We start from the raw sequence: 15,262 nt of genomic DNA, 5'->3' as shown, positions 1-15,262 counted from the left end.
TGTTAAAATCCAACATTTACACCTACAAAGAATGACCTGGCCTGAGGATAAAAACCACGGTCTACGCCTAAGCTTCCGCCACCAATTTCCGGATCGTAACCAGTGTATTTGGTTAGTGTAAACAGGTTATTGCCCATTACATAAATTTTTAACTTATCTAAACCAACTTTATTTACCAACTGCTTAGGCAAAGTGTAGCCCAGTTGAACGTTTTTTAGCCTGAAATAAGCACCGCTTTCTAAAAACAGGCTCGATACACGGCTATAGTTTTTGTTATCATCCTGCAGGGTTACCCTTGGTATGGTATTGCTTGTTCCTTCTCCTGTCCACCGGTTTAAAATATTGGTAGTATAGTTAGATGGAGTTAAATCGAACCTTCTTAATCCGTTAAAAATGATGTTTCCGGATACACCCTGGCCAAATAAAGAGATATCGAAACCTTTATATTTTGCAGAAAAGGTTAAACCATAAGTAAAATTCGGGTTCGATCGGCCTAAGAAAGTCCTGTCTGCATCACTGATTACACCATCACCATTCAGGTCCAAAAATTTAATATCACCTGGTTTTGCATTGGGCTGAATTAAAGCACCTGCACCGTTTTTATAATTGTTGATTTCGGCCTGATTCTGGAAAAGACCTGCAGTCTGGTATCCAAAAAACGAATCAACCGGCTGACCAACAGCTACACGAGTTACCTCTAAACCCTGTGGCGTAATGGTTTGTCTGCTTGGGATGTAATCTTTATCCGCACCTAATAGTGTTACCTGATTTTTGATAAATGAAGCATTACCGGCAACATGAAAACTCACTTCGCCAATTTTTTTGTTCCAGCCCAGTTCAATTTCGAAACCCCTGTTGTATAAATCGGCTGTATTGGCATAAGGTCCGCTATTACCCACATACGATGGTACTACCTGCTGCAGTAACATTCCGTAGGTTTTTTTATTAAAATAACTGGTACTTAAAGTAATGCCTTCAAATAAAGTAGCATCAAAACCTAAATCAACTGAAGAGGTTTCTTCCCACTTTAAATCAGGATTTGAAAGGGCATTCGGGCTCACGCCATTAACAAGTGTTTGGCCGGAAGCCGTTCCCAAAGAATAGTTCCTTCCACCACTTACGGTTGCCAGGTAGCTGAAATCAGGAATATTATCGTTACCATTAATACCATACGAACCTCTAAACTTTAAAAAAGTAATGATATCATTTTTAGGCCAGAAATCTTCACGCGAGGCTACCCAACCTGCTGATGCAGAAGGGAAATAGCCGTATTTATTATTCGGACCAAAACGTGATGAACCATCTCTGCGGATGATACCGGTAAACAGGTATTTTTCATCATAGTTATAAATTACCCTGCCAAATATGGAATTTAAAGTATTGAGGTATTCGCCACCATAAAAATCTGAATTGGTTCTGGCTACCGGAAATTGCAATGAAGCATCTTTAATATTATCAACCGGAATGCCTTCTTTAATACCTCCCTGGGTTTCGCCTTTATTTTTTTGTGCCGAGTAGCCCAATAATGCGGTAAATACATGCTTACCTATAGTTTTATCATAACTCAGGGTATTCTCCAGCGACCAGAACAAACCTCTGTTACTATCTCTGGTATAAGCCGTTAGGGTAGATTGATTAATCGAGTTCAGGTAATAAATCGGGCGAAAAGTTTGTCCGCCCCAAAAAGCAAGATCCACTCCACCAGTGCTTCTAAATTTTAAACCTTTAATAAATTCTATTTCTGCAAATGCATTTCCAACTACTTTATCGCTCCAGCTATTTCCCTGTGCTACCTTTAAAGCAGCAACCGGATTTAAAACCTCCGATTGTGCATAATCAGAAATACCATAAGGAAAACCTGCATCATTTCTTACTACCGGATTATTCAGGTATTTTGAGGCACCATATTTTGCAGGATCAGTTTCTACAACCGGTGTGATCGGATCCATATTAATGGCCCTGCTTAAAGGCGATCCATACTCGGTATTGGTACTTACCCCAACAGAATTTATCCTGGTGTACCCGATGGAATTACCGAATTTGATGTTTTTGGTAATTTTATGCTCAAAGTTAAACCTCGCAGTAAATCTTTTGAACTGCGAATTTGATGTAGCCACAATACCATCCTGATCGAAATAACTGAACGAGCCGTAATAAACAGATTTATCATTTCCTCCGCTCATGTTTAAATCGTGGTTCTGGATTTTAGCGCTGTTGTTAAATACAGCTGCCTGCCAATCGGTACCTTCGCCATATTGCGCCGGATTTGGGAACCGTACTGCGGTAATCCCATCAGCCAGTTGCGATTCGTTATATATGGTAGCGTATTGCGTAGCGTTTAACAGGTTAAGTTTGGTAGAAGGTGCCTGCGTACCGATATAGTTGTTATACTCGAGTCTGATTCTTCCCGTATTAGCACCTTTTTTAGTAGTTACAATAATTACCCCGTTTGCGGCACGTGTACCATAAATGGCGGCCGACGCAGCATCTTTTAATACCTCTATCGATTCGATATCCGATTGATTCAGGTATTCTATCCCCCCACCAATTACCACTCCATCTACTACAAATAATGGATTTGCATTATTAATATTGGCCGTACCACGGATCCTGATGGTACCGCCATCGCCTGGTTGGCCAGAGCTCGTCATTACATTCACACCCGATGCCCTGCCCTGTAACGATTGCTCCAAACGCACCACAGGGGCATTTTCTAAATCGGTAGCTTTAACAGATGCAATTGCACCCGTTACCACACTTTTCTTCTGTGTACCATAACCAATTACTACGGCATCGGCCAATAGGCCTGCCTGCGGCTCTAGTTTTACGGTAAGGCCATTGGCTGCCGTTACTTCTTTATTTTCGTAACCGATATAAGAAATCACCAGCGTTGCGCCTTCGCTTACATCTTTTAAAATAAATGTACCTGTTTCATCAGTTACCGAACCCTGGTTAGTGCCTTTTACCTTTACACTGGCACCAATCATTGGCAGGCCTTTTTCGTCAACCACCTTACCCCTGATATCAACAAAAGAACGAATCATTAATGGTGTACCCTCGGCTGCTTTGCGATGGATGATAATGGTATTATTTTTTATGGTATAGCCAAGCGGCTGATCGTTAAAAATACGTTTGAGCGCTTCTTTTATATCTGTATTACGGATATCGATGGTTACCGGTTTAGCCTCCTTTAAAAGGTCTAAATCGTACAGAAAACTATAGCCCACGCTTTTGTTCAGCTTGCGAAAAACTTTAAGCAGGGTAGTATTTTTTTCTGATAATGTTACGTTTTGTGCATTTGCAGCCCCGTAACTGAGCTGTAAAAATGTAGTGATTAGCAAGACAAAAGTCAATTTCATAATCAACAAAATTTTAAACAGGCGTCCCTTTGGTTGGGGCAACCATTCAGTATAAAAATTCATATATTTGGTTATTAGGTTTGGAATAGTTGTATCTCACAATTTTACGATTAGAACAAGGCCTTAAATATGGCCGGGAGCGTTGCCGCGCTTCCGGTTTTTTTTTCAGGCATATTCTAAAAATCATCATCGTTCTGATGAAAAAGTATAGGTTATGGCATAACTAAAATCCTCCTTTCTTCGATTTTAAAATGTACGGCACCTGTAGTTTGCAGCATATCCAACACCTCGTTAACGCTATTGAATCGCGAAATGCGGCCGCCAAAGGTTTTATTGATTTTATTGCCTCGGTAATCTATTTCTACATTATACCAGCGGGCAATTTTGTTCATAATGGTTGCTAAATTTTCTTCATTAAAACTGAAATAACCGTCTTTCCAGGTTACTAATTCTTCTGCATCAACAGTTTCTACCCTTACCGATGGCGAAGAAGAAGCAATAATCGATTGCTGGCCAGGCTTTAACAACTGAGAAATGTTCGACTGCAGGTTTTTAATCCTTACACTACCTTCCAACAACGTGGTTTTGTTGCTGGGTTCGTTGTTATAGGCATTGATGTTAAAATGCGTGCCCAATACTTCTACTTCCTGGCTCCTGCCTGCCCCAATATCGCTTTTCACTTTAAAGGGTACCCGCGCACCTTTTTTATCGGTTAATTTGGCCACCTCGAAATAAGCCTCACCTTTTAGTTCTACTTTTCTTTCTTCGCTACTAAAAGCAGCCGGGTATTTTAAAACCGATTCGGCATTGAGCCAAACTCTGGTTCCATCAGGAAGGTTGATCTGGTATTGTCCGCCACGCGGCGTTTCTATTGTATTATAAACTGCATTTTTAACATTCGGTGCCGAATGGGAGGCAATGGTATAAATCAGTTCCCCTTTGCTGGTTTTGGTAATGTTAATGCCCGCTTGTTTGGCAATTATACCATTAGTAGCATCTGTTAACGATATTTTAGAACCATCGGCCAGGGTTAAAGTGGCTTTATTACCACCTGGTTTAATAATTTTTTCTGCATTACTAATTTGTTGTGGATTTACCAGCTGTTTTTTAAGCTGGTTATTAATCACGAAACCAATAAAGAAAAGTACTACTGCCGCAGCCGCCAGTTTTGGCCAAAGGATATGTATCCGCACCGGTTTCAGCTCCGTTTCTTCTTCAATCGCATTCCAGATCTGATATTTGGCATCATTTAATTCAGCATGATCCAGGTTCGACTCTCTTGAAGAAAGTTCGTATAAGTGCCACGATTCTACTAAAGCTATTTCATCTTCAGTACACAATCCATTTCTGTATCGTTCTAAAAGTTTTTCAACTTCGGCTTTGTTCATTACTTCAAAATATTTGGCTAATTAAATACATGTAGGTTAACCATAGCCCAGGTAGTAGATGAAAAGAAAATATTTTTATTTTTTTGATTCGATAGATTTAATTAGCTGTTTATAAGATGATTAAGGTGTTCAATATTTTTTTTTGAAAACGACTGGTTCAGTTTTTCATGGGGGATGGGCAGCCCCGTTATCCGCTTTACTCCGTTACACTACGTGTTCGCTCCTACCGGGTTTATTTACGAGGGATATCAGCTCGGATTTAGGTCGTAGCGAGACGCTACAACCAGAGTGGGTTTAATTTGAGCCGGTGGGTTTTGCGTTAGGGATTGGAAGGGTTCAGTACCGATCCTTCATCGGTACCGGAGCGAAGCGCAGCCCTGAAAAGCCCGCCCCTTTCCCGATTTTTCATCGGGATTGGGTAACGCCCAAATCAATCAATTTATAATTTTTGGGTTAGAATAAAAATCAGCGAAGCATTAAAATTACAGCCAGCAACAAAAACGAAGTGAGTTTTAACCTTAAAACCTTTAGCGCATTGCTCATTTGTTTTTTTACCGTTTTATCAGATAAGTGCAAAATTTCTGCAATTTCCTTTTGGCTCAGGTGCTGCTTGCGGCTCATTTCGAAAATCAGGCGCATTTTTGGCGGCAGTAAGGCTACTTCTTTCTCAATCAGTGAAGCAAATTCGCGCTCACGGATATAATTATCCGTAACGTAATCGCCCTGATCAGCAAAGCTTTCTAACGATTGTAAATAATTGCTACGCGATTTATTTTTATCCAGCCAATCGAAGATTTTATACCTAACCGCAGTATAAAGGTAGGCTGATAATTCTGATTTGATTTTAATATTCGGATTGCTCCAGAGGTACACAAAAATCTCCTGAACAATATCCCTTGCATCTTCCCTGTCGGGCACCATTTTACAGGCATAGACATATAACAAACCGTTAAACCGCTCGTAAATTTCTTCAAACGCATACTTATCCCCATCCTGCATCAGGACGAAAAGTTCGTGATCGGTTAATGAGTTATAAGTTGACAAATGGTTAGAATGATTAAACGAATGTAAGAAATTGTTTAATGTAAATCCTAACATTATTTTAATATAGTGCTGAGCTTTAAACGTTTTAGCAACGCTTAACAATAGATTCTACACACAATTGTAAAGTTTGGTTCTTTAATTGGCATATCGGGAAATTCCGATATACATTTGTACCATGGATCAGGTAGAAATATTTAAAGCCCTTTCGAATAAAACACGTTTGCAGATTTTAGGCTGGCTAAAAGAACCTGCGGCGCACTTCCCCGAACAGCCACCAACTGCCGATTTTGAAACCGTGGGTGTTTGTGTAGGTCAGATCCAGCTAAAGAGTGGTTTATCACAAAGTACCATTTCAGAATACCTCTCTATCCTTCAACGTGCCGATTTAATCAGTTCTACCCGCATCGGGCAGTGGACTTATTACAAACGCAATAAAGAAGGGATAGAAAAATTAAGCAAAATCATCAATACAGCATTATAAATATTAAAATAATATGAACACAGATAGTTTATTCAGGCCTTTTAGCCTTAAAACATTAAATACAAAAAACAGGATTGTAATGGCACCGATGACGAGATCTTTCTCGCCAGAGGGTGTACCAACAGCCGATGTTGCTACCTATTACGCAAAAAGAGCAGCTGGTGAAGTGGGCTTAATTTTATCAGAAGGAACCGTAATTAACCGCCCTTCTTCATCAGCAGACCCTAACATTCCACATTTTTATGGCAAAGAAGCATTGGCAGGCTGGGAAAATGTAATTAAAGGTGTTCACCAGGCTGGCGGACAAATGGGACCACAGATTTGGCACCAGGGCATTATGGAAAACCACGCATCGGGATGGTTGCCGGGCGCCCCTTTCGAAGGTCCGTCTAGCTTTAACAAACCAGGTTTCGAAAACGGCGTAGCCATGACGGATGCTGCCATTGCCGATACCATTGCCGCTTTTGGCCAGGCTACTGCTGATGCCAAAGCTTTAGGTTTCGATACCGTTGAAATACATGGTGCCCACCAATATTTAATCGATCAGTTTTTCTGGGAAGGAACAAACAACCGTACCGACATTTACGGCGGTAAAACTTTGGCCGAGCGCACCCGCTTTGGTGTTGAAGTTATTAAAGAAGTACGTAAAAGGGTTGGCGAAGATTTCGCATTAATTATTCGTTTATCTCAATTTAAACCTGCTGCTTACGATTATAAACTGGCTAAAAATGAGCAGGAGTTAGAAGAGTGGTTAACACCATTGGCCGATGCCGGAATTGATATTTTCCATTGCTCGCAACGCCGTTTCTGGGAACCAGAGTTTGAAGGTTCTGATTTAAACTTTGCCGGTTGGGCGAAAAAGGTTACCGGAAAAGCAACCATTTCAGTAGGTTCTGTTGGTTTGGATGGCGATTTCTTTGGTGCTTTTGCTGGTCAGAGTTCACAACCTAGCTCTTTAGACGAACTGGTACGCAGAATGGACCGTGGTGATTTTGATTTGGTAGCCGTTGGCCGTCCGCTGTTAGCAGATCCGAACTGGGTAGAAAAAATTAAAAACAACCGCACTGAAGAACTGAAAGGCTTTAGCAAAGAGGCTTTAATGCAGTTAGTATATTAAAAATCCCTATTTTTCTTTTTAAGTTTAAAAGCATCCTGAAAGGGATGCTTTTTTCATTAAATACTGTCATCTCGACTGAAACGAAGTGGAATGGAGAGATCTATCTCGAGATAGATTTAGCTTCGCTGAGCACTTCGTGGTTCTCGGCTTCGTTGCACTCCGCTCGAAATGACGTTGAGTGGAAAGTAGTGTTCTAATGAGTATATTTTCTCTTGAACTCCCACCCTTTTTCCTTAAATTCACCTCATTAAAATTGATCATTCCATGTCGAATATTAAACTGATTATCGAAGAAAGGCCAGCAAACATTGGTAATTTTATGGTTGGCAGGCTTTTGCCTTTCAGAGAGAAACGCATGGTTGGCCCTTTTTCTTTTATCGACCATATGGGGCCTGCGGCCATGAGCGATCACGAAAATCTCGATGTTCCGCCACATCCGCACATCGGCCTTTCTACCCTCACTTTTTTATTTGAAGGAGAAATTACCCATAAAGACAGTCTGGGATCGGATGTGGTAATTAAACCCGGACAGGTAAACTGGATGACATCAGGCAGTGGCATCGTACATTCAGAAAGAACACCCGAATACCTCCGCTATACCGATAAAATGCTGCACGGCTTACAAATATGGGTGGCTTTGCCAAAAGCGCTGGAGCAAATGGAACCAGAATTTTTCCATGTAGAAGGCACCGACATTCCTGCCTGGGAACAGGATGGCGTTGCCATTAAATTAATTGCCGGAGAAGCTTTTGGCCGTAAATCGCCTGTTCCTGTTTATAGTCCGCTGTATTTCCTGGAATTAAAAAGCACCAGCCGCCAGAAAGTAAATATAGGCGATTACCTTTTTGGAGAAAGTGCCCTGTACATTTTGGAAGGAGCGATAGAAAGTGATGGACATATTTTTGAACCCCGCCAGATTTTAATTGCCAATGATGCCAAACTCTGCGAGTTCACCATGCACGCAAACACCACAGTTTACATTTTCGGCGGAGAGCCTTTCCCTGAAGAACGCTTTATTTACTGGAATTTTGTGGCTTCTGATAAAAAACTGATTGAGAAAGCAAAACAGAAATGGCTGGAGCAAAGCTTTAAACCCGTACCCGGCGAAACCGGCTTTGTGCCTCTGCCAGATCCGATCAGAAATATTAAACATTAATTTTTTACCTGTTAAGATTAAAAATTGGAATATAAATGCAGCTCTTGCGGCGAAATTCATGAGGAATGGCCTGCACTAACTTATAATTCACCTTCTTATTATAATAATCTGTCGGAAAATGAAAAATCTACAATCGGCTATCTCGATTCTGATTTCTGCACAATTGATTATCCTGATGGAAGGGCCAGGTTTATCCGTTGTACTTTGACCCAAAAAGTTAACGATCATTGCGAAGATTTAGAATATGGTCTTTGGGTATCGTTAAGTGAAAAAAGTTTCGACGACTATTCAGAAAACTTTGATAATAAAAATCATGAGGCCGGATATTTTGGTTGGTTATCCAGTTGGCTTCCAGATTATGATTTTGAAGAAAGCATCCCTACAAATGTAAATACCAGAACTGGCGGCTTTAGACCCGAAATTATTCCCCACGAAGATTTCGACCATCCATTTGTTAGAGATTATTATTCAGGGATAAGTAAAGCTGAAGCCGAAAGAAGAATAAATGAAATGCTTAAAGCGCAATTTTAGTTTCTTTTAAATAAATTCATATTTACCGAAACTGCTATTCCTGTTGAGGATAACCTCGAATTTCCGTAACCAATACCGGTTAACGGGATTTTCATGAAAGGTTTGGCGCTGATGCTTAAATTATTGTTTATTTTATGTTGAAATTCTACCCCAACATTGGCAATACCCAAATAATGCTGATTTTGGCCCTTAACCTCCCAACCCTGCGGCCCCTGGTAAGCACCATCGTAAGCGTAAGTATATTGCTCTTTTAACATAATATAGCTCGAAAGTCCGGTACTTACCGAAATCGAATTTCTGTTATTTCCAAAAACCTTATAATTTACATTTAAAGGAATATCGATCACATCGCAATTGGCGTGAATATTTGATGGTGCTATTTTAAAAATATAACTGGTGTTCGGATTGTATAAACTAAAATCCGAATCATAAATCTTCTTAGCATAAGATGCTCCTGTGCTGATGCTTAGTTTTTTGGATAATAAATAAGTTGCTTCTACTCCAAAACCACCACTTAAACTGCTTGTACCCGATTTTTGAACACTGGTTAAATCAGGTGCGGCTAAAATACTCAGTACAAACCGCGATTTTTGTTTTAAAACAGGTGGTTTTATCCGTTCAGGCTTGCCTACGGCAACATCTGATGCTAATTTTTGATCTTTAAATTCAACAGGATTAATTTTCGAACTCAAATCCGGCTTAAACTGCACATTGGCCAACAAACTGGTATTATTTGCTATAGTTTCAATGCTTTTCTGACCAGTTTCTACATTTACATCAGTAATACGCTTTTGAACTGATTTGCCCGCTTCATTATTTTTGTGGTTTACAACCAACGAATTTGAATCTATATGTGCAGCAGGATCAACCTGTTTTGCAGGCTGTCCGGTTAAATTTCCTGTATTATTTTGTTTTTCATTATTTTGATTTCCCTTATCGGTTTTTATCACCGCCTTAACATCATTTTGTTTTCCGAATGGCTTTATTAATAAAAACACGATCAATAACATTGCTGCAATTCCGGCTGCAGCGGTTAACCAAAACAAAGGCAGAACCCTCTTTTTTGGTGTTGGATGCAATCTTTCCTCCAGATTATCCCAATCTAAATCATTAAAAGGCAGATCGGGGTTTTCCAATCCATCTTTAAATAATTTATCTATATCTTTTCCCTCTTTCATTGCATGTTTGTGTTTAACCTTATCTGTAAAAGGTTTTTATCTACGCCCGAACTCCTTACCTGGTAAGTTTTCGCATCAGTAGTTTTTAACATTTCCTGTAATTTCTGCCTGGCCTTAAACAGGTTCGACTTTGATGTTCCGATTGATATACCCAGCATTTCGGCAATTTCTTCATGGTTATAACCATCTATAGCAAAAAGGTTAAAAACCGTTCGGTAGGCAGGACTTAAGGCCTGCACCAAAGCCAGCAAATCATTGTAGGCCAATTTATCATACACTGAACTTACCTGAGCAATGTTTTCATGTTCGAGGATATCTACATGATCAGAAAATTTTAAATTGGCACGGTAATAATCGATAGCCGTATTGGTAATGATCCGGCCGAGCCAGGGCATAAAAGCCTTAGATGTTTCATATTTGGCTATATTCTTAAAGGCTTTAAAAAAACCATCGTTCAGTATTCCTGCAGCATCTAACCGATCGTGTGCGTAACGCAAACAAATACCCATAGCAAAGCTATAGAAATGTTTATATAGTGCTTTCTGACTATCTCTTTCATTTCTAACGCAGCCCTGAATATACTTTTGTATAATTTCTTCACTATCGCGGTTAGCGGTCACAAGTTCTCCTTTCAACACACATTACGGCAAGGGATAACAAAAGGTTGCCTTAAAAAACTATTTTTTTAAAATATTTTATTTTGTTCGTTTTGGTCAAAAATATCCATTCTACAAGCAACCATTTACAATCTGGCGGCGTAATAGCGGCATATCAATTTTTATTAAAGTTAAAACTAAAAACAAAAATCTTATGCTAATCTACTTAAAAAAGAATCTATTGGCTATCATTTGTATAGCCATGGTATTTACAGCCTGTAAGAAAAACAGTTCTGATGAACCTACAACTCCGGTTAATAACAACAAGGGAATCCAACTGGCAACCGATGCCAAATTCGGAAGCGTGTTAACGGATAAGGACGGAAAAACTTTATATTTCTTTTCATCTGATGCTGCTGGTACCCCAACCTGCACTGGTGGTTGCGAAGCCATCTGGCCACTTTACTATTCGGCAGATGCCAGTACAGATTTAAACCTGAATAAAGCTGAAGTTGGAGAAGTTACCAGGGCTGATGGACGTAAACAGAGCACTTACCGTGGTTATCCACTTTATTATTTTGCCGGCGATGCTGCAAAGGGTGATGTTAAAGGCGATGGTGTGGGCGGAATCTGGTTTGTGGCCAAGCCCGATTATTCTTTAATGCTGGCTAATGCGCAGTTGATGGGAAAAGTAAACGGAATCAGTACCAATTTCACAAATACCTATACTGTAGGCGATGGCAAAACCATTTACCTTACGGATAACAAAGGCCGTACATTATATGCCTTTGCGCCAGATAAAAATGGCGTAAATACTTATACCAAAGGCGCAACGCAAGAAGGAATTTGGCCGGTTTATACATCTGAGGTCCTTAATGTTCCTTCAGCTATAGCAAAAACCGATGTGAATGTGATCACTGTAGCCACAATCAGTAAAAAACAGTTAACCTATAAAGGATGGCCTTTATATTATTATATATCAGATATAAATAGAGGTGATAACCTAGGTATTACTGTAAAACCAGCAAATGCTGCGGTCGGTTCGGTTTGGCCTGTACTACAGCTAAACGCTACTGTTGCTCCGGCACAATAAAAACAGTTGGGTTAGGCGGGTAGAATGGTCGGCTGGTATTTTATCAGCCGGCCTTTTTTATACTGTTAATAAAGCCTGCTTAATTTTCTCAGCAGCCTCAGCCAATTCTTCGTTTGTTGGCTTTAATTTTTCTTTGCTAAAGTTCATATCGCTCACATTATTCATCGGTATTAAATGAATATGCGCATGTGGAACTTCCAGTCCGATTACTGAAACACCAATTTTTTTGCAGGGAAAAGCTTCTTTTAAGCCCTTGGCTACAATTTTAGCAAACATCCATAAACCCACATATAAATCTTCGTCCATATCAAAGATATAGTCTGTTTCGATTTTAGGGATTACCAGAACATGTCCTGCTGTTAAAGGCTGAACATCCAGAAAAGCTAAATATTCTACAGTTTCGGCTACAACATGCGCAGGGATTTCGCCTGCAACAATTTTTGAAAAGATAGTCATAAGGTGAAAGGTTAAAAGGTGGAAGGTTTGGGGGCAGAGCGGTTAGGGTTATGCGTTTGGCGATAGGCGTTTTAATAATCGCTCACCGCCAAACGCTATTCGCTTATCTCGATATCTCGAGTACTTCGAACTGCATTTTACCTGCAGGCACTTCAATTTCTGCAAACTCGCCTACGGATTTGCCCAGTAAGCCCTGTGCAATTGGCGATTTAACCGAAATTTTTCCGGTTTTTAAATCTGCTTCTGTTTCTGCCACCAATTGGTAAGTCATGGTTGCACCGTTTTTAACATTTTTTATTTTTACGATAGATAATGCCAATACTTTTGATAAATCCATTTTCGATTCATCAATTAAACGTGCATTTGCCAGCGTATTCTTTAATTTTGAAATTTTAGCTTCATGCAATCCCTGCGCCTCTTTTGCGGCATCGTATTCTGCATTCTCCGATAAATCACCTTTATCCCTTGCTTCTGCAATTGCTTTAGATATAAGCTGACGACCGGTGGTAGTTAGATAATGTACCTCCTCTTTCAATTTATCCAACCCCTCTTGGGTGTAGTATGTTACCTCTGTCATTGCTCTATTAATTTTTATTCAAACGCTATAAAAAACAAACAAGACTATATAGTTGGTTTGCTACATAGTCTTGCTTCAATTATAACGAAGATAAAATGTGGAAATTACAAAAGCAAATAAAAGATTAAGATTTAACGGATTTTTAGATTTCAGGATCTTTTTTTTACACCAAATAGGCTTGTATGAGAAGCAAAACTCACCAAAAATGTAACATTCAATCATACATTCATTCAAAAATCTATCATTCAATCATTCTCTCATTCAATCATTTTCTTATTCAATCATTCTGTAATTCAACCATTCTCTCATTTAATCATTTTCTAATTCAATCATTAGTTTTAATTTAGCTTAAATTATTCTTAAAAAATGAAAAAGTTATTTTCTATTGCCCTGCTCCTAAGTTTGGGCGGATATATGGCTTCGGCCCAGGAGCTTTATATGCCCCGGAATATTAAAGCGGCCTATGCCAAAGGTACCCGTTCGATGAATGGAAAACCCGGTCCAAATTACTGGCAAAACCATGGTAAGTACAACATGGACATCAAGGTAGATGCCGAAACCAAAGTAGTAAGCGGTAAAGAAGAAATTTTGTACAGCAACAACAGTTCGGATACATTAAAAAATCTGGCCATCCGGTTTGTAAACAACCTGCATAAACCAACTTCTCCAAGAAATGGTGCAGTGAGCGAAGATTTTTTGAGCACCGGATTAAATATTATCTCTTTTTCAGTAGATGGCGAAACTTACAAAGTTGACAGCAAAAACTGGGGAACAGTTGGCAATGTAAAAATGAAGAAACCATTGGCGCCAAAATCGAAAATTACGGTTAAAATAGAATGGGATTATCCTTTATCAAAAGAAAGCGGCCGCGAAGGACAGATTGATCCAAACTCTTTCTTTGTGGCTTACAGTTATCCCCGCATTTCGGTTTTCGATGATTATAACGGCTGGGACCGCATCCCTCATACCGACAGGGCTGAGTTTTACAACGATTTTAACGATTACGAATTCTCGGTTAAAGCGCCTAAAAATTATGTGGTATATGCCACAGGCGATTTCCTTAACCCTGATGAAGTATTACAACCAGAGATTTCTGCACGTTTAAAAAAATCGTATAATGGTGATGAGGTGATCCACATTGCTACCGAACAGGAAATGAAAGACGGCAAAGTAACCCAGCAAAAAGACTGGAACACCTGGAAATTTGCAGTAAACCACATTACCGATGTTACTTTTGCCCTGAGTAACCATTATGTTTGGGATGGCGCAAGTGTAATTGTAGATAAAAAAACCAACAGAAGATCGAGCGCGCAGGCGGCATATAATCCAACAACCGGAAAAGATTTTGTAAATTCGGTTAAATATAATCTTAACGCATTAGACTGGTTTTCGAACAACTGGCCGGGCATTCCTTATCCTTATGTAAAAACAATAGCTTTTCAGGGTTTTGCCGATATGGAATATCCAATGATGGTAAACGATTCTCAATTTGGTGACCCTGTTTTTGCACAACTGGTTCAGGATCATGAAGTTGCTCACACTTATTTCCCTTTCTACATGGGCATTAACGAAACCCGCTATGCTTATATGGACGAAGGTTGGGCCACTACATTCGAATATTTAATCGGCATTGCCGAACATGGCAAACAGGCTGCTGATGATTTTTACAAAAAATTCAGGGTTGATCAATACATTAACGATAAATCTGCAGAAGAAGACCAGCCGGTAATTTCGATGTCTGATCAGGTTTCGGGTGCAGGTTACGGAAATAACTCTTACGGAAAAGCATCATTGTCTTATTTGGCCTTGAAAGATATGTTGGGCGATGATTTATTTAAAAAAGCATTACATAATTATATGAGCAACTGGAATGGTAAACATCCTATTCCATGGGATTATTTTAATTCGATGAACGCAGGATCAGGACAAAATTTAAACTGGTTTTTCCAAAACTGGTTTTTCACCAACAACTACCTCGATTTAGCCATTACCAAAGTAACACCTGCAAAAGGAAAATCGACGGTAACTGTTAAAAATATCGGTGGTTTCGCCATCCCATTTGATGTTGTGGTAACTTATACCGATGGAAAAACAGAAACCATCCACCAAACACCAGCCGTTTGGAAAGCAAATCAGAAAGAGGTTAATATAACAGTTAATACCACTAAAAAGATAACATCAATCAGTCTGGATAATGGCATTTATGTAGATGCTACGCCGAAGGATAATGTTTGGTCAGCGAAATAGCTGGCAGTCGTAATTTTCAGTTGGCGGTTAGATGTAACTG

General features: G+C 39.6%; 13 protein-coding genes. 6 read left to right on the top strand and 7 right to left on the bottom strand.

Going from position 1 to position 15,262, the window contains the following annotated elements; genetic code table 11:
• Positions 1 to 2: 2 nt before the first annotated feature.
• From ACTJKC_RS10025 to ACTJKC_RS10015, 3 genes are all read right to left on the bottom strand, one after another.
• The gene (locus tag ACTJKC_RS10025; RefSeq protein ID WP_440791561.1) at positions 3 to 3,359 is read right to left on the bottom strand and encodes a TonB-dependent receptor; all 3,357 of its coding nucleotides are present in this window, start codon (positions 3,357 to 3,359) and stop codon (positions 3 to 5) included.
• 212 nt (positions 3,360 to 3,571) lie between these two features.
• Positions 3,572 to 4,747, bottom strand: coding sequence for a FecR family protein (locus ACTJKC_RS10020; RefSeq protein WP_440791559.1), 1,176 nt, complete (start codon positions 4,745 to 4,747; stop codon positions 3,572 to 3,574).
• A gap of 465 nt (positions 4,748 to 5,212) precedes the next feature.
• Entirely contained in the window at positions 5,213 to 5,845 is a 633-nt protein-coding gene (locus ACTJKC_RS10015) for an RNA polymerase sigma factor (RefSeq protein WP_440791557.1), read from the bottom strand.
• Between the two features lie 121 nt (positions 5,846 to 5,966).
• Between ACTJKC_RS10015 and ACTJKC_RS10010 the strand changes: the two genes are divergently transcribed.
• From ACTJKC_RS10010 to ACTJKC_RS09995, 4 genes are all read left to right on the top strand, one after another.
• Positions 5,967 to 6,272, top strand: coding sequence for an ArsR/SmtB family transcription factor (locus ACTJKC_RS10010; RefSeq protein WP_440791555.1), 306 nt, complete (start codon positions 5,967 to 5,969; stop codon positions 6,270 to 6,272).
• 13 nt (positions 6,273 to 6,285) lie between these two features.
• Entirely contained in the window at positions 6,286 to 7,389 is a 1,104-nt protein-coding gene (locus ACTJKC_RS10005) for an NADH:flavin oxidoreductase (protein WP_440791553.1), read from the top strand.
• A gap of 264 nt (positions 7,390 to 7,653) precedes the next feature.
• Positions 7,654 to 8,544: a pirin family protein gene (locus ACTJKC_RS10000; RefSeq protein ID WP_440791551.1), complete on the top strand. Its 891-nt coding sequence runs from the start codon at positions 7,654 to 7,656 to the stop codon at positions 8,542 to 8,544.
• Positions 8,545 to 8,568: 24 nt separating this feature from the next.
• Positions 8,569 to 9,075: a DUF2199 domain-containing protein gene (locus ACTJKC_RS09995; protein WP_440791549.1), complete on the top strand. Its 507-nt coding sequence runs from the start codon at positions 8,569 to 8,571 to the stop codon at positions 9,073 to 9,075.
• Here the strand turns inward: ACTJKC_RS09995 and ACTJKC_RS09990 are convergent.
• Together ACTJKC_RS09990 and ACTJKC_RS09985 are read right to left on the bottom strand one after the other, a co-directional pair.
• Positions 9,072 to 10,253 carry a hypothetical protein gene (locus tag ACTJKC_RS09990; RefSeq protein WP_440791547.1) on the bottom strand — a complete coding sequence of 394 codons (1,182 nt, stop codon included), beginning with the start codon at positions 10,251 to 10,253 and terminating at the stop codon, positions 9,072 to 9,074. The two genes, ACTJKC_RS09995 and ACTJKC_RS09990, sit on opposite strands and share 4 nt — an antisense overlap.
• The gene (locus ACTJKC_RS09985) at positions 10,250 to 10,888 is read right to left on the bottom strand and encodes an RNA polymerase sigma factor (RefSeq protein WP_440791545.1); all 639 of its coding nucleotides are present in this window, start codon (positions 10,886 to 10,888) and stop codon (positions 10,250 to 10,252) included. Before ACTJKC_RS09985 ends, ACTJKC_RS09990 begins: the two co-directional genes overlap by 4 nt.
• Positions 10,889 to 11,063: 175 nt before the next feature.
• Here ACTJKC_RS09985 and ACTJKC_RS09980 point away from each other — a divergent pair, with 175 nt between their 5' ends.
• Positions 11,064 to 11,942, top strand: a complete 879-nt coding sequence (locus ACTJKC_RS09980) for a COG4315 family predicted lipoprotein (RefSeq protein WP_440791543.1) — start codon at positions 11,064 to 11,066, stop codon at positions 11,940 to 11,942.
• 57 nt (positions 11,943 to 11,999) lie between these two features.
• Here the strand turns inward: ACTJKC_RS09980 and ACTJKC_RS09975 are convergent, their stop codons facing one another.
• On the bottom strand, positions 12,000 to 12,398 hold the full coding sequence (locus ACTJKC_RS09975) for an HIT family protein (RefSeq protein ID WP_440791541.1): 399 nt from the start codon (positions 12,396 to 12,398) through the stop codon (positions 12,000 to 12,002).
• 103 nt (positions 12,399 to 12,501) lie between these two features.
• Positions 12,502 to 12,975: a transcription elongation factor GreA gene (gene greA, locus ACTJKC_RS09970; protein WP_025146397.1), complete on the bottom strand. Its 474-nt coding sequence runs from the start codon at positions 12,973 to 12,975 to the stop codon at positions 12,502 to 12,504.
• A 366-nt stretch (positions 12,976 to 13,341) separates the two neighbouring features.
• Between greA and ACTJKC_RS09965 the strand changes: the two genes are divergently transcribed.
• Complete coding sequence (locus tag ACTJKC_RS09965) at positions 13,342 to 15,222, top strand: M1 family metallopeptidase (protein WP_440791538.1); 1,881 nt, start codon at positions 13,342 to 13,344, stop codon at positions 15,220 to 15,222.
• Positions 15,223 to 15,262 lie beyond the last annotated feature (40 nt).

Source organism: Pedobacter sp. 22226, from assembly GCF_052045455.1.
GTDB classification, from domain to species: Bacteria; Bacteroidota; Bacteroidia; order Sphingobacteriales; family Sphingobacteriaceae; genus Pedobacter; species Pedobacter jeongneungensis.
Note: the sequence above shows the minus strand (reverse complement) of the source record. Positions and strands in the feature narration are given on the sequence as shown.

Excerpts from the sequence above, each read along its gene's own strand:
- greA (WP_025146397.1), bottom strand. The coding sequence starts at position 12,975 with ATGACAGAGGTAACATACTACACCCAAGAGGGGTTGGATAAATTGAAA.
- ACTJKC_RS10010 (WP_440791555.1), top strand. The coding sequence starts at position 5,967 with ATGGATCAGGTAGAAATATTTAAAGCCCTTTCGAATAAAACACGTTTG.
- ACTJKC_RS10020 (WP_440791559.1), bottom strand. The coding sequence starts at position 4,747 with ATGAACAAAGCCGAAGTTGAAAAACTTTTAGAACGATACAGAAATGGA.
- ACTJKC_RS10000 (WP_440791551.1), top strand. The coding sequence starts at position 7,654 with ATGTCGAATATTAAACTGATTATCGAAGAAAGGCCAGCAAACATTGGT.
- ACTJKC_RS09990 (WP_440791547.1), bottom strand. The coding sequence starts at position 10,253 with ATGAAAGAGGGAAAAGATATAGATAAATTATTTAAAGATGGATTGGAA.
- ACTJKC_RS10005 (WP_440791553.1), top strand. The coding sequence starts at position 6,286 with ATGAACACAGATAGTTTATTCAGGCCTTTTAGCCTTAAAACATTAAAT.
- ACTJKC_RS09980 (WP_440791543.1), top strand. The coding sequence starts at position 11,064 with ATGCTAATCTACTTAAAAAAGAATCTATTGGCTATCATTTGTATAGCC.
- ACTJKC_RS09975 (WP_440791541.1), bottom strand. The coding sequence starts at position 12,398 with ATGACTATCTTTTCAAAAATTGTTGCAGGCGAAATCCCTGCGCATGTT.
- ACTJKC_RS10015 (WP_440791557.1), bottom strand. The coding sequence starts at position 5,845 with ATGTTAGGATTTACATTAAACAATTTCTTACATTCGTTTAATCATTCT.
- ACTJKC_RS09965 (WP_440791538.1), top strand. The coding sequence starts at position 13,342 with ATGAAAAAGTTATTTTCTATTGCCCTGCTCCTAAGTTTGGGCGGATAT.
- ACTJKC_RS10025 (WP_440791561.1), bottom strand. The coding sequence starts at position 3,359 with ATGAAATTGACTTTTGTCTTGCTAATCACTACATTTTTACAGCTCAGT.